Origin of the sequence: Pseudomonas sp. LFS074, assembly GCF_047978165.1 — a bacterium.
GTDB lineage: Bacteria > Pseudomonadota > Gammaproteobacteria > Pseudomonadales > Pseudomonadaceae > Aquipseudomonas > Aquipseudomonas putida_P.
Map to the genome: position 1 here is coordinate 2,335,801 of NZ_JBFPFV010000001.1, position 17,717 is coordinate 2,353,517.

The following is a 17,717-nucleotide window of genomic DNA, read 5'->3' on the forward strand; positions in this document are numbered from 1 at the left end:
TGCTTCGCACCCCGATCGCGACACAAGGCCGCTCCTACAAGGGGCCACGCCAGCCTGTTCAATCCTTGATGAGTGCGCGCAGCACAGCTCGTGCATCTTCGCTGCGCAAGCACTCGATGAACAACCGGCTTTCCCGCGCCACTGTGTCTTCAAGCTCCGCTCGCTGGCTGTCCTTGAGCAACCGCTTGCTGATGCGCAATGCCGCCTGCGGATAGCCTTGCAGCTGCCGCGCCAGGGTGCGGGCAGCCGCCAGGCACTGCGCGCCGTCTTCATGCAGTTCATTGGCCAGCCCCCAGGCCACCATCTGTTCGCCATCGAGCAACGCGTTGGCCAGCAGCAAGCGCGCCGCACGGGCCTGGCCAAGCAAACGCGGCAGCAACAGGCTGGAGCCGAACTCCGGGCACACACCCAATGGCGCGAAGGGCATGCGCAGTTTGGTCGAGCGGCTGACCAGCACCTGGTCGCAATGCAGCAACAGGGTGGCCCCGATGCCGATCGCCGCGCCACTGACCGCTGCGATCAGCGGCTTGTCCAGCCCCATGACTACCCGCATCAGGCGGAACACCGGGCTGTCCAGGTCGCTGGGCGGGTTGTCGAGGAAGTCGCGCAGGTCGTTGCCAGCGCTGAAGCAGTGCGGCCCACCGGTGATGATGATGGCGTCGACATCAGGGTTTTCACCCGCCGCCAGCAGCAGGTCGCCCAGCTGTTGGTACATGGCGGTGTTCAGGGCATTGAGCTTGTCGGGGCGGTTGAAGGCCAGGGTCAGCAGCCCTTGGTCCAGGTCGCGTGTGATCAGGTCGTTCATGGCAGCCGCTTTTATTGTTGTGGGCAGGTGCAAGGGTTTATCACGCTGTCCGGCTTGTTGTACAGTCGTTCAGTCCAGCCCCTAACCCGAGACCCACCGATGACTCAGGAAGCCCGCTACCACCGCATGCTGCCGGAACTGCGCAAAGCCAACCTGGTCGAGGCGACCTTGGTGTGCCTCAAGCGCCATGGCTTTCAGGGGGCGTCGATCCGCAAGATCTCGGCTGAAGCCGGGGTTTCGGTGGGGTTGATCAGCCATCATTACGCCGGCAAGGACGAACTGGTGGCCGAGGCCTACATGGCCGTTACCGGCCGGGTGATGGGCCTGCTGCGCGAGGCCATGGCCCAGGCTGCGCCCAATGCCCGCGAGCGGCTGTCGGCGTTCTTCCGCGCCTCGTTCTGCGCCGAGCTGCTCGACCCGCAATTGCTCGATGCCTGGCTGGCTTTCTGGGGTGCGGTGAAGACCGCCGACGCCATCAACCAGGTACACGACCACTCTTACGGCGAGTACCGCAACGAGCTCAGCCGGCTGCTGGCCAAACTGGCCGAGGAAGAGGGCTGGCAGGGTTTCGATGCCGACCTGGCGGCCATCAGCCTGAGCGCCTTGCTCGATGGCCTGTGGCTGGAGTCGGGGCTCAACCCCGGCACCTTCACCCCCGAGCAGGGCGTGGTCATCTGCGAGGCCTGGGTCGATGGCTTGCAGGCCGGCGGTCGGCGGCGCTTCAGCCTGCCCGAGGGCTGTTGATCGCCCGTTCAGTAACGAGTACGCTGCTGTCGCGAGTGTGTAGAACAACACCAATAAAAAGAGACGACACGCAATGACGCCTCGGGTATTGATCGTCGATGACGATCCGCTTATTCGTGACTTGCTGCAGGCCTATCTGTCCCAGGAAGGCTACGACGTGCACTGCGCCGACACGGCGGAAAAGGCCGAAGCCCTGCTCGGCAGCCAGGATGTCGACCTGGTGCTGCTGGACATCCGCCTGCCTGGCAAGGACGGCCTCACCCTGACCCGCGAGCTACGGGTGCGCTCGGAGGTCGGCATCATCCTCATCACCGGGCGCAATGACGACATCGACCGCATCGTCGGCCTGGAATGCGGCGCCGACGATTATGTCATCAAACCGCTCAACCCCCGCGAGCTGGTGTCCCGTGCCAAAAACCTGATCCGCCGCGTGCGCCATGCCCGCGAGGTACACCCGGCCCCGGCCTGCGCGCAATCGCTGAAGCAGTTCGCCGACTGGGCGCAGGACACCGATCGCCGTCGCCTGATCGACGCCCGTGGCGGGCAAACCCTGCTGACCCACGGCGAGTTTCAACTGCTCAGCGTGTTTCTGCGCAACAGCGGCCACACCCTTAGCCGCGACCAGCTGATGGACCAGATTCGCAACCGCGAGTGGGTGCCCAACGACCGCTCCATCGATGTGCTGGTCGGGCGCCTGCGCCGCAAGCTGCATGACGATCCGGCCGAGCCACAGCTGATCATCACCATCCACGGCACCGGCTACCTGTTCACCGCCAGTGTGGCGGCATGAGCCACTGCGCCTGGCTGTCGGCACTTGCGCTGTGTGTTGCGCAGGCCAATGCCAGCGAGCCGGTGCGGTATTGCGACTACCCGGTGTACCCACCCATTTCCTGGAGCGATGGCCACCAAGTGCGTGGGCTTGCCCCAACCGTGGTGCGTGAGCTGTTCGCACGCCTGGGCTACCCGGTGCAAACCGTGGTACTGGGCAACTGGAAGCGCTGCCTGCTGGACGCCGCCGCCGGGCGGGTGGACGTGGTGCTGGCCTACAACAGCGACCAGCGCGACCAGCGCATGCGTTTTTCCACGGTGCCGGTGTTGCGCGAGGAAGTGGCTGTGTTCTACAACCGCAAGCGGCCGGTGCAGTTCCAGCAACTGGAGGACCTGGCCGGCTACCGTGGCGGCCTGTTATACGGTGAAAGCTACGGCGCTGAGTTCGACCGCTTCGTCGCCCGCCACCAGAACATCGAGCGGGTGTCGTCCAGCCAGCAGAACTTTGGCAAGCTGATCCGCGGCCGCATCGACTACGTGATCCAGGAGCGGCGTACTGGCCAACTGTTCATCGAACACTTGCCCGGCGCGCAGGACATCCGCGTGCTGCCCACTGCACTGAGCGTGGACTATCTGCGTGTAGCCGTGTCGCGGCAATCCCCCCTGAGCCAGCACATGGATGAAATCGACGAGCAGCTGCAGCGCATGAACCGGGCTGGCGAGATCGAGCGCTGGCTGGAGCAAAGCGAAGTCACCTACCGCGACATGATCAAGCTGCCGGCGGATGCCCGATGATACGCCTGCGCACCGACGGCCTGCTGCGTCGCCTGCTGCTGTTCATCCTGCTGTTCAGCCTGTGCTTCACCGTGCTGGCCAGTGGCGTGCAGCTGTACTTCGAGTACCGCCGCGAAATGCGTGACATAGACGCACGCATGGCGTTGATCCGCGCCGGCTACCTGGCCAGCCTGGAGCGTAGCCTGTGGGACCTGGACGAGGCGCAGCTGGATGTGCAACTGCGCGGCCTGGTGGACTTTTCCGATGTGGCGCGGGTGCGCCTGGTCAGTGATGATTTCCAGTTGTTGCGCGGTGAGGCCGAAGCCACAGGGCCGCTGCGCATCGAGCGCTTCCCCCTTGATTATCAGCCACCCTCGGGGCCGCCCAGGCACCTGGGCGAGCTGGAAGTCAGCATCGACCTGGGCGCGGTGCACCGCCGGTTGTACGCCACAGGCCTTGCCAGCCTGCTGTGGATGGGCGTGTTTCTGTGCGGCCTGGCAGTGGCACTGTCGGGGCTGTTCTACCGCCTGGTCACCCGCCACCTGCAAGTGATGGCCGAATTTGCCCGTCGTATTGGCGCCGGCCAGTGGCAGGAGCCGTTGCGCCTGGGGCGCCGCCGTTCAGCGCGCCCCGACGAGATCGACACGGTGGCCAATGCCCTGGACGATATGCGCCGCGCCATCCTCAGCGATATCGAGCGCCGTGAGCGCGACCGCCTGGAGCTGCAGGGCAAGCGCGACGAATTGCAGGCCATGGTCGAGCGGCGTACGGCCAGCCTGGCCCGCGCCAAGGACGAGGCCGAGGCTGCCAACCTGGCCAAGTCACGCTTCCTGGCGACCATGAGCCATGAACTGCGCACGCCGCTCAACGGTATTCTGGGCATGGCCGAACTGCTGCGCGGCGGGCGCCTGGAGGCGGCCGACCGCCAGCGTGTCGAGGCCTTGTACAAAGCCGGCGAGGGCCTGCTGGCGATTCTCAACGAGGTGCTGTATTTCGCCCGGCTCGAAGAAGGCGAAAGCCGCGCCGAGCTGGTAGGTTTTTCCTTGCGCCAGTTGTGCCAGGAAGTGCTGGCGTTGCTCGAACCCATGGCCATGGAAAACGCCGACACCCTGCAACTGCAGGTAGATGAGCAGTTGGCCGCGCACCAGCACGGCGCCGAGCAATACCTGCGCCAGGTGCTGAGCAACCTGCTGGCCAATGCCATCAAGTTCACCGAGCACGGCCAGGTACAGCTTACGGTGCAGGTGCTGGCCAGCAACGAACGCTCGCAGCGCCTGCGGTTGTCGGTCAGTGACAATGGCATCGGCATCGAGCCCGCCGTACAGGCGAAGATCTTCGACCGCTTCGTCCAGGCCAGCGAAACAGTGGCGCGTCGCTATGGCGGCACTGGCCTGGGCCTGGCGATCTGCAAGCACCTGGTGGAAAAACTGGGCGGCAGCATCGGCCTGGACAGTGTGCAAGGGCAGGGCAGTTGCTTCTGGTTCGAGCTCGACATGGCGCGCGGGCAGCCCGTGCCTGCGGGCTCACCTGCCCCTTTGTCCTTGCTCAGCCTGGATATCCTGGTGGTCGAGGACGTTGCGCTGAACCGCGAGGTGGCGGGTGGCCTGCTGCTGCGCGATGGCCACCGGGTGAGCTTTGCCGAAGATGCCGGGCAAGCCCTGCAGGCGTGTGCGCAGCGGCGCTTCGATCTGGTCTTGCTTGACGTGCACTTGCCGGGCATGAGCGGGGTGGAGTTGTGCCGACAGCTGCGTGCCTCGCCTGGCCCGAACCGCCACAGTCGGATCCTGGCACTGACGGCTGGCGTGCAGCCGGGGCAGGTATCGGGCTACCTGGATGCTGGCATGCAAGGGGTACTGGCCAAGCCCTTGCGGCTGGACAACCTGCGCGAGGCGCTGGCCGAAGTAGCCTGCGGCGAAGTGACCAGCGCTGACGCAGACATGGACTGGTCACTGCTGGACACCCACCGCTCGCTGCTGGGCAAACAGAAGCTGCAAGGCCTGTTGAAGGTGCTGCGCCAATCACTGGAGCAGCATGCCACGGCGCTGGCCGAGGCGCTGCCGGCCCAGGACTTCACCGAAGTGCTGCACCTGGCCCATCGCCTGGCCGGTAGCTGCGATTCCTTGGGGTTCGCCGGGCTGGCAGCGCTGTTGCATCGCCTGGAAGAGGCGGCCCGGCAGCAGGACATCGAGGCGATGCAAACCCTCGACGGGCCGCTGGCCACCCAGCTAAGTCAGGCCCGCGCCACGCTGGAACAGCTGATCCAGAGCTGACGTACAAAAAACTTACCACTTTTTACATCTTCGATCCGTTCGTACAACGGCACCTTACATCCGTTTCCAATAATCCATGGCAACCGTGTTGCACGCGGTCCATGAGGCTTATTGGAGACAAGAATAATGACATGCCGTAGCGCTCAGCCCCTCCTTCGCACCGCCCCACGTGCCTGCCGCAATGGCGAGGTGCGCCATGACTGATACCGTTGAAAAAATCCAGCTCACCCGGGCCCTGAAAAGCCGGCACATCTTCATGCTGTCGCTTGGCGGAGTGATTGGCACCGGCCTGTTCATGGGCTCGGGCGTGACCATCAACCAGGGCGGGCCGGTGGGTGCGATCCTGGCCTACCTGGTCGCGGGTTTGCTGATGTACCTGGTGATGGTCTGCCTGGGCGAACTGTCGGTGCAGATGCCGGTGTCCGGCTCGTTCCAGGCCCATGCCACCAAGTTCATCGGCCCGGCCACCGGCTTCATGATCGGCTGGGTGTACTGGATGAGTTGGGCCACTACGGTGGGCCTGGAATTCACCGCCGCCGGCATGCTGATGACCCGCTGGTTCCCGGACGTGCCGATCTGGTACTGGTCGGCACTGTTCGTGGTGGTGCTGTTCGGCCTCAATGCCCTGGCCACTCGCGCGTTTGGTGAAGCCGAGTACTGGTTCTCGGGCATCAAAGTGGCGACCATCCTTGGTTTCATCATCATCGGCCTGCTGGTGATCTTCGGTGCCATCCCGTTGACCAGCGGGGCGCCGGCGCCGATGCTGGACAACCTGGTGGGCGAGTCGCTGTTCCCCCACGGCCTGTCGGCGGTGTTCGCGGTGATGATGACGGTGGTCTATGCCTTCCAGGGCTGTGAAATCATGGGCGTGGCGGCCGGCGAGACCGAGCACCCGGAAAAGAGCATCCCGCGGGCGGTGCGCAACGTGGTGTTCCGCGTGCTGATCTTCTACGTGCTGGCGATTGCGGTGCTGTCGGCCATCGTGCCGTACGAGCAGGCTGGCCTGATGGAAAGCCCGTTCGTGCAGGTGTTCGACATGGTCGGCATCCCGTTTGCTGCCGACGTGATGAACTTCGTCATCCTCACCGCCATTCTTTCGGTGGGCAACTCCGGGCTGTATGCCTCTACGCGCATTCTTTGGGCGATGTCCAAGAGCGGCATGGCGCCGAAAAGCCTGTCGCCACTGAGCAAGCGCGGCGTGCCGCTGCGGGCGCTGAGCATCACCCTGTGCTTTGCGCTGATCTCGCTGATGACCAGCTTCATTGCCGCCGACACGCTGTTCATGGTGCTGATGGCGGTGAGCGGCATGTCCGGTACCGTGACCTGGATCGTCATCGCCCTGGCGCAGTATCGCTTCCGCAAAGCCTACCTGCGTGACGGTGGGCAGTTGCAGGACCTGAAGTACAGGGCGCCGCTGTATCCGTTGGTGCCGCTGCTGTGCATCACCCTGTGCAGCTCGCTGTTCGTGTTCCTGGCATTGGATGAAACCCAGCGGCCGTCGCTTTACTGGGGCTTTGGCTTCATTGCCCTGTGCTACGCGGCGTACTACTTCGTCAATCGTCGCCGCCAGGGCGCCTTTGCGCCGAGTGCGCCTGGGGTTTGATTCACGATCGTCGGGGCCGCTTTGCGGCCCTTTCGCGACACAAGGCCGCTGCTACAAGTACTGCGCAGACCTGAAATCTGTGAAAAACCTGTAGGAGCGGCCTTGTGTCGCGAAAGGGGCGCAGAGCGCCCCCGGCAATCTCGCGGTTGTACAAAGTTGTAACAACCGCCACGAGATTTGCTCTCATAAAATCAAATAAATCCATTAAAAACAATTACTTATATTGTTGTCGCGGACTATTGCAGGCCAAGTTTCGGGCAATTGCCGTCTTGCTGAACACTCGTTTAGTATCTCCCTCATCAAGTCCTCCCCAAACCATCACAACAACACCGAGGCCCCCATGACCACCCCGTCGTCGTCACTGTTGAGCAACGTCGAAGCCGGCGTTGCCTGGATCACCCTCAACCGCCCCGAGCAGCGCAACGCGCTGGATATCCCAACCCTCAAGCAACTGCATGCCTTGCTCGACAGCCATAACGGCGACCCGGCGGTACGCGTGGTGGTACTCACCGGCAGCGGGCGCAGTTTCTGCGCCGGCGCCGATCTGGCCGAATGGGCTGCCGCCGAAGCCGCAGGCACCCTGGAAAGCTACGGCTGGACCGAAACCGCCCATGCTCTGATGTTGCGCCTGCACAGCCTCGCCAAACCCACCATCGCCGCCATCAACGGCACCGCCGTGGGCGGTGGCATGGACCTCAGCCTGTGCTGCGACCTGCGCATCGCCGCCGCCTCGGCGCGTTTCAAGGCCGGCTACACCAGCATGGGCTACAGCCCCGATGCCGGCGCCAGCTGGCACCTGCCACGGCTGATCGGCAGCGAGCAGGCCAAGCGTTTGTTGTTCCTCGATGAACTGTGGGGCGCCGAGCGCGCCCTGGCGGCTGGGCTGGTCAGTGAAGTCTGTGCCGACGAGCAACTGCCCGCCGTGGCCGCCGAGTTGGCCGGGCGCCTGGCCTGCGGCCCGACCTTCGCCTTTGCGCAGACCAAGCAACTGATGCGTGACGGCGCCCGGCGCACCCTGGCCGAGCAGCTGGAAGCCGAGCGCCACGCCGGCCTGTTGTGCGGCCGCAGCCAGGATGGCGTCGAGGCGCTGCAAGCCTCGGTTGAACGCCGCGCCCCCCGTTTCATCGGCCAGTAACCCGATACCGACCCTGACCAGGACCTTTGCAGATGAATTTCCAACTGACCCAAGAACAAGAAATGTTGGTGGAAGCGGTACGCAGCTTTGTCGCCAAAGAGCTGCTGCCCCATGAGGAAGCGGTGGACCGCGCCGATGCCGTGTCACCCGAGCTGGCCGCACAGATCCGCGGCAAGGCCATCGCCGCTGGGTTCTATGCCTTCAACATGCCCGAGGAAGTCGGTGGCGGCGGCCTGGACTACTTGTCTCAGGCGTTGATCGAGCGTGAGCTGTCCAAGGTGTCCTGGGCCCTGCATGTATTTGTCGCACGGCCGTCGAAAATTCTCATGGCCTGCAAGGATGAGCAGATCAACGACTACCTGCTGCCCTGCGTGCAGGGCGAGAAAACAGACTGTTTCGCCCTCACCGAACCGGGCGCCGGCTCCGATGCCAACGCCATCAGGACCCGCGCCGTGCGCCAGGGCGATGACTTTGTCATCAACGGCAGCAAGCACTTCATCAGCCACGCCGGCCACGCCGATTTCGCCATTGTCTTCGCGGTCACCGACACCTACGAGCACAACGGGCGCAAGCGCAATGCGGTCACGGCGTTGCTGGTGGACCGTGGTACGCCGGGCATGACCATCCGCCGTGGCCCCAAATGCGTCAGCAACCGTGGCTACCACACCTACGAACTGTTCTTCGACGACTGCCGGGTGCCGGCCAGCAAGGTACTGGGCGAGGTTGGCAAGGGCTGGGAAGTGGCCAACGCCTGGCTTACCGCAGGCCGGGTGATGGTCGCCGCCAACTGCGTGGGCCAGGCCCAGCGCGCACTCGACCTGTCGCTGCAATGGGCCGCCGACCGTAAGCAATTCGGCCAGGCCATTGGCAGCTACCAGGGTGTGTCGTTCAAGTTGGCCGACATGGCCACGCAGATCCGCGCCGCCGAGATGCTCACCCTGCACACTGCCTGGAAGATGGACCAGGGCAGCATGACCGACGGCGAGGCCGGCATGGCCAAGCTGTTTGCCAGCGAAGTGCTGGGCAAGGTGGCCGACGAAGCCGTGCAGATATTTGGCGGTATGGGCCTTATGGACGAAGGGCCGGTCGAGCGCATTTGGCGCAATGCGCGTATCGAACGCATCTGGGAGGGGACCTCGGAAATCCAGCGGCACATCATCGCCCGCGAACTGCTGCGCCCGCTGCTGCGCTGAGCGCCTGGAGAACCCCATGTCGCAATCGATTCGTGACAACCTCAAGCGCCTGTTGGCGCCCCGGCACCTGGCCTTCGTCGGCGGGCGCAGCATGGCTCGGGCGCTCAAGCGCTGCGCCGAAGGTGGCTTTGGCGGCGAGCTGTTTCTGGTCAACCCACAGCATGAAAGCCTCGAAGGCATCCCCTGCGTGGCACGGGTGGCCGACTTGCCTTATGCCCCGGACGCTGTGTTCATCGCCACCAACCGCGAACTGACCTTGCAGTGCGTTGCCGAGCTGGCCGCACGCGGCGCCGGTGGCGCCATCTGCTATGCCTCGGGCTTTGCCGAAAGCGGCGAGGAGGGGCGCCAGCTGCAGCAGCGCCTGCTCGACGCCGCCGGCAACATGGCCTTGCTCGGCCCCAACTGCTACGGCCTGCTCGACTACCTGCATGGCGCTGCCCTGTGGCCGGTCGCGCATGGCGGCCAGCAGGTGGAGAAAGGCGTGGCGATCCTCACGCAAAGTGGCAACTTTGCCTACAACCTGTCCATGAGCGACCGCTCACTGCCGGTAGCCTACATGGCCTCGGTCGGCAACCAGGCACAACTGGGCGTGGCCGAGCTGATGGACGTGCTGCTCGATGACCCACGGGTAACGGCCATCGGGCTGCACCTGGAAGGCTTGAAGAACGTGCCGGGTTTTGCCCGCGCCGCCTACAAGGCGTTGCAGCAGGGCATACCGATCATTGCCCTGAAGACAGGCGTGTCGCAGATCGGCGCTGAACTGGCGCTGAGCCACACCAGCTCGTTGTCCGGCTCCGACGCCCTGTACGACAGCCTGTTCCAACGCTTGGGTGTAATCCGCGTCAGCGGCCCGGTGAGCTTTGTCGAAACGCTCAAGGCAGCCGCTTGCGGGCGCTTGCCCGCAGACGGCGAACTCATCGCGCTGGCCTGTTCAGGTGGCGATGCTGGCCTGATCGCCGACTATGCCGAACGCAACCAACTGCACCTGCCGAAACTTGAACAAGGGCAGGTGACGGCGCTGGCCGAGGTGCTACCGGCATTTGCCAACCTGGTCAACCCATTGGATTTCACCACTGCCATCTGGGGCGATGAAGCGGCCTTGCAACGCATGCTCGACAGCACCCTGAGAGGCGCAGCGGGTGCGGCCATGCTGGTGCTGGACTACCCGGCGGCGTTCACCGGTGAACGCAAGGAGTGCGACCTGCTGCTGGGGCTGTACAGCGATGCCCTCGAACGCCACGGCAAAATCGGTTTCGTCACCTCGGCATTCCCCGAACTTCTGCCTGCCAGCGCGCGCGAGCGCCTGCATGCACGGGGCATTGCGGCCCTGCAGGGCGTGGAAGATGGCCTGGCGGCCTGGGGCCGCATCGTCGCCTACCAACGCAACCGCCAGCGTTTGCTGGAGCAGGGCGAGGCCGCACGCATGCCGTTGTGCCCGCAGGCCCTTGCGGGCGAAAGCCGGCTGCTGGACGAATGGCAATCCAAGCAAGCCCTGCGCACCTTCGGTTTGCCCGTGCCAGCGGGTGTGCTGAGTACACCCGAGCGTGCCGTGGCAGACGCTGCCGGCGTGGGGTACCCGCTGGTACTCAAGGCGGTAAGCGCACAGCTGCCGCACAAGACCGAGGCCGGTGCGGTGGCGCTGAACCTGCGCGATGCCGCTGCCCTGGACGCCGCACTGGTGCAGATGCGCCAGCGCATCGCTGCCTACGCCCCGCAGGTCGCGTTTGATCAGGTGTTGCTCGAACCCATGGCCGAGGCGCCCTTGGCCGAGTTGATTGTCGGCATCAAGCGTGAACCCGACTTTGCCCTTGCCCTGGTAATCGGCGCCGGCGGCGTGCTGGTCGAACTGCTCAAGGACAGTGCCAGCCTGTTGCTGCCTACCACCGACAGCGCCATCCGCACCGCACTGCTGAACCTGCGCAGTGCCACCCTGCTGCAAGGCTTCCGTGGCCGCCCGGCCGCCGACCTCGACGCCTTGGTCGCGGCCATTCGTGCGGTGGCTGACTACGCCTGTGAGAACGCCGGGCAACTGCTTGAGCTGGATGTGAACCCATTGATGGTCGGTGCCCACGGCACCACCGCGGTCGATGCGCTGATCCGCCTCGGCCAGGCGCAAGGAGAACGACATGAATGAGCTGACCCTGACCGCCGGCCAGGCACTGGTGCGCCTGCTGGCCAACTACGGCGTACAGACCGTGTTCGGCATCCCTGGGGTGCACACCCTGGAGCTGTACCGAGGCTTGCCGGGCAGTGGCATCCGCCACGTGCTGACCCGTCACGAGCAGGGCGCCGGTTTCATGGCTGACGGCTATGCGCGGGTGAGCGGCAAGCCGGGGGTGTGCTTCGTCATCACCGGCCCGGGTGTGACCAACGCCGCCACCGCCATCGGTCAAGCCTATGCCGACTCGGTGCCAATGCTGGTGATTTCGAGCGTCAACCACACCGCCAGCCTGGGCAAGGGCTGGGGTTGCCTGCATGAAACCCAGGACCAGCGTGCCATGACTGCGCCGATTACCGCGTTTTCGGCTGTGGCCTTGCGCGGCGACGACCTGCCCGAATTGATCGCCCGCGCCTGGGCTGTGTTCGACAGCGAACGGCCACGCCCGGTGCATATCTCGGTGCCGCTGGACGTGCTGGCGGCGCGCGTCAGCCGTGACTGGAGCGATGAGGTGGTGCGCCGCCCTGCGCGTGGCCAGCCGTGCCGCGAAACCCTCGACCAGGCTGCCCTGAAACTGGCCACGGCCAAGCGGCCCATGATCATCGCCGGTGGCGGTGCGTTGCACGCGGCCGAGCAATTGGCGCAGTTGAGCGCCCGGCTGGCGGCACCGGTGTTCACCAGCGTGGCCGGCAAGGGCCTGCTGCCACCGCAGGCTCCCCTGAATGCGGGGGCCAGCCTGTGCGTGGAACCTGGCTGGCAGTTGATCAGCCAGGCCGATGTGGTGCTGGCGGTGGGCACCGAGATGGCCGACACCGACTTCTGGCGCGAACGCTTGCCGATCACGGGCGAATTGCTGCGGGTGGACATCGACCCGCGCAAGTTCAACGATTTCTATCCCTGTGCCATTGCCCTGCTGGGAGACGCCCGGCAAACCCTGGCCGGCTTGCTGGAGCACCTGCCAGCACTCCAGCGCGACCCTGCCCAGGCCAGCGAGGCGGTAGCCAACCTGCGCCAGGCCATCCGCAATGGGCATGCACCGTTGCAGGCGACCCACCAGGCCATTCTGGACCGCATTGCCGCCGTACTACCCGACAATGCCTTCATCAGCAGTGACATGACCCAGCTGGCCTACACCGGCAATTACGCCTTCGCCAGCCGGGCGCCACGCAGTTGGCTGCACCCCACCGGCTACGGCACCCTCGGTTATGGCCTGCCAGCCGGCATCGGCGGCATGTTCGCCACCGACCACCGCCCCGGCCTGGTGCTGGTGGGCGACGGCGGCTTCCTCTACACCGCCCAGGAGCTGGCCACGGCGGTCGAAGAACTGCAGCGGCCGTTGGTGGTGTTGCTGTGGAACAATGACGCCCTTGGCCAGATCCGCGACGATATGCTCGGCCTGGATATCGAGCCGGTCGGCGTGCTGCCACGCAACCCGGACTTCATCGGCCTGGCCCGCGCCTTCGGTTGCACAGTGCACCAGCCACGCGACCTGGACGCGCTGCAGGCCGACCTGGCCAGTGGCTTCGCCACCCCAGGCGTGACCTTCATCGAACTCAAACACACCTGCGTCTGCTAAGGCGCGCACAACGACAAGAACCAGAGTGAACATCATGCCATTTCGCCGCACCCTTCTGGCCGCATCCCTGGCCCTGCTGATCACTGGCCAGGCCCCCCTGTATGCCGCACCGCCGTTGTCGATGGACAACGGCACCAACGCCCTGACCGTGCAGAACAGCAACGCCTGGGTCGAAGTCAGCGCCAGCGCCCTGCAACACAACATCCGCACCTTGCAGGCCGAGCTGGCCGGCAAGTCCAAACTGTGCGCCGTGCTCAAGGCTGATGCCTATGGCCACGGCATCGGCCTGGTGATGCCGTCGATCATCGCCCAGGGCGTGCCCTGCGTGGCGGTAGCCAGCAACGAGGAAGCCCGCGTGGTCCGCGCCAGCGGTTTCACCGGGCAACTGGTGCGGGTGCGCCTGGCCAGCCTCAGCGAGCTGGAAGATGCCTTGCAGTACGACATGGAAGAACTGGTCGGTAGCGCCGAGTTCGCCCGCCAGGTTGACGCCATCGCCGCGCGCCATGGCAAGACCTTGCGTATCCATATGGCACTCAACTCCAGCGGTATGAGCCGCAATGGGGTGGAAATGGGCAGCTGGTCCGGCCGTGGCGAAGCGCTGCAGATCACCGACCAGAAACACCTCGAGCTGGTTGCGTTGATGACCCACTTCGCCGTCGAAGACAAGGACGATGTGCGCAAGGGCCTGGCGGCATTCAATGAGCAGACCGATTGGCTGATCAAGCACGCCAAGCTCGACCGCAGCAAGCTCACCCTGCATGCGGCCAACTCGTTCGCCACCCTGGAAGTGCCGGAGGCGCGCCTGGACATGGTGCGCACCGGTGGCGCGCTGTTCGGCGATACCGTGCCGGAGCGTACCGAGTACAAACGCGCCATGCAGTTCAAGTCGCACGTGGCGGCGGTGCACAGCTACCCGGCCGGCAACACCGTCGGCTATGACCGCACGTTTACCCTGACCCGTGACTCGCGCCTGGCCAACATCACGGTCGGGTACTCCGATGGCTACCGCCGGGTGTTCACCAACAAGGGCCATGTGCTGATCAACGGCCACCGTGTGCCGGTGGTGGGCAAGGTGTCGATGAACACGCTGATGGTGGATGTCACCGACTTCCCGGACGTGAAGGGCGGCAACGAAGTGGTGCTGTTCGGCAAACAGGCCGGGGGCGAAATCACCCAGGCCGAGATGGAAGAAATCAACGGCGCGCTGCTGGCCGATCTGTACACCGTGTGGGGCAGTTCCAACCCGAAGATTCTCGTCGACTGAAACCGCTATTGAAGGGAGATTGCCATGCGCTACGCCAAGCTCACTCAACGCATCGCCGGCGACGGGGCCGCGGCCTGGGACATCCACTACCGCGCCCTGGCGCTGCAGGCCGAGGGCAAGGATATCCTGCTGCTGTCGGTGGGTGACCCAGACTTCGACACCCCCGCGCCGATTGTCGAGGCGGCCATCGACAGCCTGCGGGCCGGCCACACCCATTACGCCGATGTGCGCGGCAAGCTGGCCCTGCGCCAGGCCATCGCCAACCGCCACCGGCAACGCAGCGGCCAGGCGGTAAGCGCCGACCAGGTGACGGTGCTGGCGGGGGCCCAGTGCGCGCTGTACTGCGTGGCCCAATGCGTGCTCGAAGCAGGCGACGAGGTGATCGTCGCCGAACCGATGTATGTCACCTACGAGGCGGTGTTCGGGGCTTGTGGTGCCAAGGTGGTGCCGGTGCCGGTCAAGCCGGAGAACGGCTTTCGCGTGTGCCCGCGTGACGTTGCCGAGCGTATTACCCCGCGCACCCGCGCGCTGGCCCTGAACAGCCCGCACAACCCGTCGGGGGCGAGCTTGCCGCGTGCCACCTGGGAGGCATTGGCCGAGCTGTGCATCGCCCATGACCTTTGGCTGATTTCTGACGAGGTGTACAGCGAGCTGCTGTATGAAGGCGAGCATGTCAGCCCCGCCAGCCTGCCGGGCATGGCCGAGCGCACCGCGACCCTGAACAGCCTGTCGAAGTCGCATGCCATGACCGGCTGGCGCATGGGCTGGGTAGTCGGTTCGGCCGAGCTGGCCACGCACCTGGAAAACCTCGCCCTGTGCATGCTGTACGGCTCGCCGGACTTTATCCAGGATGCCGCCGTGGTGGCGCTGGAACAGCAACTGCCCGAGCTGGATGCCATGCGTGAGGCCTACCGCCAGCGCCGCGACCTGGTGTGCGAGCAGTTGGCAGGCTGCCCTGGTATCAAGGCGCTCAAGCCCGACGGCGGCATGTTCGTGATGGTCGATATCCGCGATACCGGCCTCAGCGCCCAGGCCTTCGCCGACCGCCTGCTGGACAGCCAGGGCGTGTCGGTGCTGGCGGGTGAGGCCTTTGGCCCCAGCGCCGCCGGGCACATTCGCTTGGGCCTGGTGCTCGGCAGCGAGGCGTTGGCCGACGCCTGCCAGCGCATTGCCCGCTGTGCTGGCGAACTGATGCAGGAGCAGGCCGATGCGTGAGTATGCGCGGCTTTATATCGACGGCGCCTGGCAGGTGCCGAGCGGGCAGGGCGTGGCCGAGGTGATCGACCCGGCCAGTGAGCAGGCCATCGGCCGTGTACCGCTGGGCGACGAGGCCGATGTCGAGCGGGCGGTGATGGCGGCGCGACGGGCCTTCGATAGCTGGTCGCGCACGCCGTCCAATGTGCGCGCAGGGTATATCCGGGCATTGACCACGCAGCTGAAAAACCGTGCGGCGGAAATGGCAGCGGTCATCACCGATGAGCTGGGCATGCCGGTGCAGTGGTGCCAGGCGGTGCAGGTCGAAGGCCCGATTGCCGGGCTGGCGCAGTACGCCGAGCTGGCCGGGCTGATGGATGAAGTGCGTGAAGTCGGCAACTCGCTGGTGTACCGCGAAGCCGTTGGCGTATGCGCATTCATCAACCCTTGGAACTACCCGCTGCACCAGATGATCGGCAAGCTGGCGCCAGCCTTGGCTGCAGGTTGCACAGTGGTGGTCAAACCTAGCCAGGAAACGCCGTTGCACGCGTTTTTGCTGGCTGAAATGGTCGATGCCATCGGCTTGCCGGCCGGGGTGTTCAACCTGGTCAGTGGCCCCGGGGCCAAGGTCGGCGAGGCGCTGGCCCGACACCCACAGGTGGACATGGTGTCGTTCACCGGCTCCACCGGCGCCGGGGTGCGGGTGGCGCAAGCGGCCGCGCCGACGGTGAAGCGTGTGTGCCTGGAGCTGGGCGGCAAGTCGCCGCTGCTGATCACCGCCGACGCCGACTTGCATGCTGCGGTGCGCCATGGCGTGCAGGACGTGATGATCAACTCGGGGCAGACCTGCACGGCGCTGACCCGCATGCTGTTGCCGGCCAGCCGCTATGCCGAGGCACTGGACATTGCCGAGGCCGAAACCCGTGCACTGGTCATGGGCGACCCGCGTGACCCGGCCAGCTTCCTCGGGCCGATGTGTTCGGCAGGCCAGCGGCGTACCGTGCTCGACTACATTCGCGCAGGCCAGGAGGAGGGCGCGCGCTTGGTGTGCGGCGGTGATTACGGCGGCTTCGAGCGCGGGTTCTACGTGGCGCCGACGTTGTTCGCCGACGTCGACAACCGCATGCGCATTGCCCAGGAAGAAATCTTTGGCCCGGTACTGTGCCTGATCCCTTATGCCAACGAGGCCCAGGCGCTTGCGCTGGCAAATGATTCGTCGTTCGGCCTGTCCAGCGCGGTGTGGGCCGGCAACCGCGAGCGGGGCCTTGCCCTGGCGCGGCAGATACGTGCCGGGCAGTGCTTCATCAACGGAGGCGGGTTCAACTACCAGGCGCCGTTCGGTGGCTACAAGCAGTCGGGCAACGGCCGCGAGTGGGGTGAGGAGGGCCTGGCGGAGTTCGTCGAGGTCAAAGCGGTGCAGTGCTGAGCCCCTGCGGCAAGACAACCAGTTTTGTATGAGGAGAGTGTTTGTGAATGTACTGATCGTCCATGCTCACCCCGAGCCGCAATCGTTCACCGCAGCCCTGCGTGACCAGGCCGTGGAAACCTTTCGCGCCCAGGGCCACCAGGTGCAGGTCAGCGACCTGTACGCCATGGGCTGGAACCCGGTGGCCAGTGCCGATGACTTTACCCAGCGTGAGAACCCCGAATACCTGGTGTATGCGCTGGAGCAGCGCCAGGGCGTGAAGCGCGGCGGCATTGCCGCAGATATCCAGCAGGAACTGGACAAGCTGTTGTGGGCCGACTTGCTGGTGCTGAACTTCCCGATTTTCTGGTTCTCGGCACCGGCCATGCTCAAGGGCTGGATCGACCGGGTGCTGGTGTCGGGGGTGTGCTATGGCGGCAAGCGCTTCTACGACCAAGGTGGGTTGGCCGGCAAGAAGGCGCTGGTGACCGTGACCCTGGGTGGGCGCGAGCACATGTTTGGCGAGGGGGCGATTCATGGCCCGCTGGAGGACATGCTGCGGCCGATTCTGCGGGGCACGCTGGCCTATGTCGGGTTCGAGGTGCTGCCGCCGTTCGTGGCCTGGCATGTGCCGTATATCAGCGATGAGGCGCGGCAGGATTTTCTACAGCAGTACCGGCAGCGCCTGGAGCAACTGTCGGACGACCAGCCATTGGTGTTCCCGCGCCTGGCACAGTTCGATGAGGCGTTATACCCACTCCCTTGAGCCGTGCGCGGTTTCTCGTATGAGCGGCACGATGCCGCTCCTACAAAAAAGCGCGCACGCAG

Annotated in this window: 14 protein-coding genes; 13 read left to right on the top strand and 1 reads right to left on the bottom strand. The window is 65.2% G+C overall.

Annotation, left to right across the window (positions count from 1 at the left end; all coding sequences use genetic code 11):
- Window positions 1–58 precede the first annotated feature (58 nt).
- Entirely contained in the window at window positions 59–805 is a 747-nt protein-coding gene (locus ACNQP3_RS10830) for an enoyl-CoA hydratase-related protein (RefSeq protein WP_012271824.1), read from the bottom strand.
- A gap of 99 nt (window positions 806–904) precedes the next feature.
- On the opposite strand from ACNQP3_RS10830, the gene ACNQP3_RS10835 reads away from it, so the two are divergent.
- The 13 genes from ACNQP3_RS10835 (at window position 905) to ACNQP3_RS10895 (ending at window position 17,655) form a co-directional block, all read left to right on the top strand.
- Window positions 905–1,549 (top strand): TetR family transcriptional regulator C-terminal domain-containing protein, encoded by a 645-nt coding sequence (locus ACNQP3_RS10835; RefSeq protein ID WP_012271825.1) that lies wholly within the window; start codon window positions 905–907, stop codon window positions 1,547–1,549.
- Between the two features lie 73 nt (window positions 1,550–1,622).
- A complete protein-coding gene (locus ACNQP3_RS10840) occupies window positions 1,623–2,339 on the top strand; it encodes a response regulator (RefSeq protein WP_264317010.1) in 717 nt (238 codons plus the stop codon).
- A complete protein-coding gene (locus ACNQP3_RS10845) occupies window positions 2,336–3,112 on the top strand; it encodes a substrate-binding periplasmic protein (RefSeq protein ID WP_012271827.1) in 777 nt (258 codons plus the stop codon). The genes ACNQP3_RS10840 and ACNQP3_RS10845 overlap by 4 nt, the downstream gene beginning before the upstream one ends.
- Window positions 3,109–5,361, top strand: coding sequence for an ATP-binding protein (locus ACNQP3_RS10850; protein WP_264317011.1), 2,253 nt, complete (start codon window positions 3,109–3,111; stop codon window positions 5,359–5,361). Before ACNQP3_RS10845 ends, ACNQP3_RS10850 begins: the two co-directional genes overlap by 4 nt.
- 196 nt (window positions 5,362–5,557) lie before the next feature.
- On the top strand, window positions 5,558–6,964 hold the full coding sequence (locus tag ACNQP3_RS10855; RefSeq protein WP_060493373.1) for an amino acid permease: 1,407 nt from the start codon (window positions 5,558–5,560) through the stop codon (window positions 6,962–6,964).
- A gap of 340 nt (window positions 6,965–7,304) precedes the next feature.
- A complete protein-coding gene (locus ACNQP3_RS10860; RefSeq protein ID WP_012271830.1) occupies window positions 7,305–8,099 on the top strand; it encodes an enoyl-CoA hydratase/isomerase family protein in 795 nt (264 codons plus the stop codon).
- A 32-nt stretch (window positions 8,100–8,131) separates the two neighbouring features.
- Window positions 8,132–9,292 (top strand): acyl-CoA dehydrogenase family protein, encoded by a 1,161-nt coding sequence (locus ACNQP3_RS10865; protein WP_264317012.1) that lies wholly within the window; start codon window positions 8,132–8,134, stop codon window positions 9,290–9,292.
- A gap of 16 nt (window positions 9,293–9,308) precedes the next feature.
- Window positions 9,309–11,426, top strand: a complete 2,118-nt coding sequence (locus tag ACNQP3_RS10870; protein WP_264317013.1) for an acetate--CoA ligase family protein — start codon at window positions 9,309–9,311, stop codon at window positions 11,424–11,426.
- Entirely contained in the window at window positions 11,419–13,026 is a 1,608-nt protein-coding gene (locus ACNQP3_RS10875) for a 5-guanidino-2-oxopentanoate decarboxylase (protein ID WP_060493371.1), read from the top strand. The genes ACNQP3_RS10870 and ACNQP3_RS10875 overlap by 8 nt, the downstream gene beginning before the upstream one ends.
- Before the next feature lie 34 nt (window positions 13,027–13,060).
- Window positions 13,061–14,290: an alanine racemase gene (alr, locus tag ACNQP3_RS10880; protein WP_012271834.1), complete on the top strand. Its 1,230-nt coding sequence runs from the start codon at window positions 13,061–13,063 to the stop codon at window positions 14,288–14,290.
- Between the two features lie 24 nt (window positions 14,291–14,314).
- On the top strand, window positions 14,315–15,505 hold the full coding sequence (locus tag ACNQP3_RS10885; protein WP_264317014.1) for a pyridoxal phosphate-dependent aminotransferase: 1,191 nt from the start codon (window positions 14,315–14,317) through the stop codon (window positions 15,503–15,505).
- Window positions 15,498–16,910 carry an aldehyde dehydrogenase family protein gene (locus ACNQP3_RS10890; RefSeq protein ID WP_264317015.1) on the top strand — a complete coding sequence of 471 codons (1,413 nt, stop codon included), beginning with the start codon at window positions 15,498–15,500 and terminating at the stop codon, window positions 16,908–16,910. The genes ACNQP3_RS10885 and ACNQP3_RS10890 overlap by 8 nt, the downstream gene beginning before the upstream one ends.
- Before the next feature lie 43 nt (window positions 16,911–16,953).
- The gene (locus ACNQP3_RS10895; protein WP_012271837.1) at window positions 16,954–17,655 is read left to right on the top strand and encodes an NAD(P)H-dependent oxidoreductase; all 702 of its coding nucleotides are present in this window, start codon (window positions 16,954–16,956) and stop codon (window positions 17,653–17,655) included.
- Window positions 17,656–17,717 lie beyond the last annotated feature (62 nt).

Coding starts and splice junctions, on each gene's coding strand:
- ACNQP3_RS10835 (WP_012271825.1), top strand. CDS start 905: ATGACTCAGGAAGCCCGCTACCACCGCATGCTGCCGGAACTGCGCAAA.
- ACNQP3_RS10830 (WP_012271824.1), bottom strand. CDS start 805: ATGAACGACCTGATCACACGCGACCTGGACCAAGGGCTGCTGACCCTG.
- ACNQP3_RS10840 (WP_264317010.1), top strand. CDS start 1,623: ATGACGCCTCGGGTATTGATCGTCGATGACGATCCGCTTATTCGTGAC.
- ACNQP3_RS10855 (WP_060493373.1), top strand. CDS start 5,558: ATGACTGATACCGTTGAAAAAATCCAGCTCACCCGGGCCCTGAAAAGC.
- ACNQP3_RS10875 (WP_060493371.1), top strand. CDS start 11,419: ATGAATGAGCTGACCCTGACCGCCGGCCAGGCACTGGTGCGCCTGCTG.
- ACNQP3_RS10845 (WP_012271827.1), top strand. CDS start 2,336: ATGAGCCACTGCGCCTGGCTGTCGGCACTTGCGCTGTGTGTTGCGCAG.
- ACNQP3_RS10850 (WP_264317011.1), top strand. CDS start 3,109: ATGATACGCCTGCGCACCGACGGCCTGCTGCGTCGCCTGCTGCTGTTC.
- ACNQP3_RS10885 (WP_264317014.1), top strand. CDS start 14,315: ATGCGCTACGCCAAGCTCACTCAACGCATCGCCGGCGACGGGGCCGCG.
- alr (WP_012271834.1), top strand. CDS start 13,061: ATGCCATTTCGCCGCACCCTTCTGGCCGCATCCCTGGCCCTGCTGATC.
- ACNQP3_RS10860 (WP_012271830.1), top strand. CDS start 7,305: ATGACCACCCCGTCGTCGTCACTGTTGAGCAACGTCGAAGCCGGCGTT.
- ACNQP3_RS10890 (WP_264317015.1), top strand. CDS start 15,498: ATGCGTGAGTATGCGCGGCTTTATATCGACGGCGCCTGGCAGGTGCCG.
- ACNQP3_RS10870 (WP_264317013.1), top strand. CDS start 9,309: ATGTCGCAATCGATTCGTGACAACCTCAAGCGCCTGTTGGCGCCCCGG.
- ACNQP3_RS10865 (WP_264317012.1), top strand. CDS start 8,132: ATGAATTTCCAACTGACCCAAGAACAAGAAATGTTGGTGGAAGCGGTA.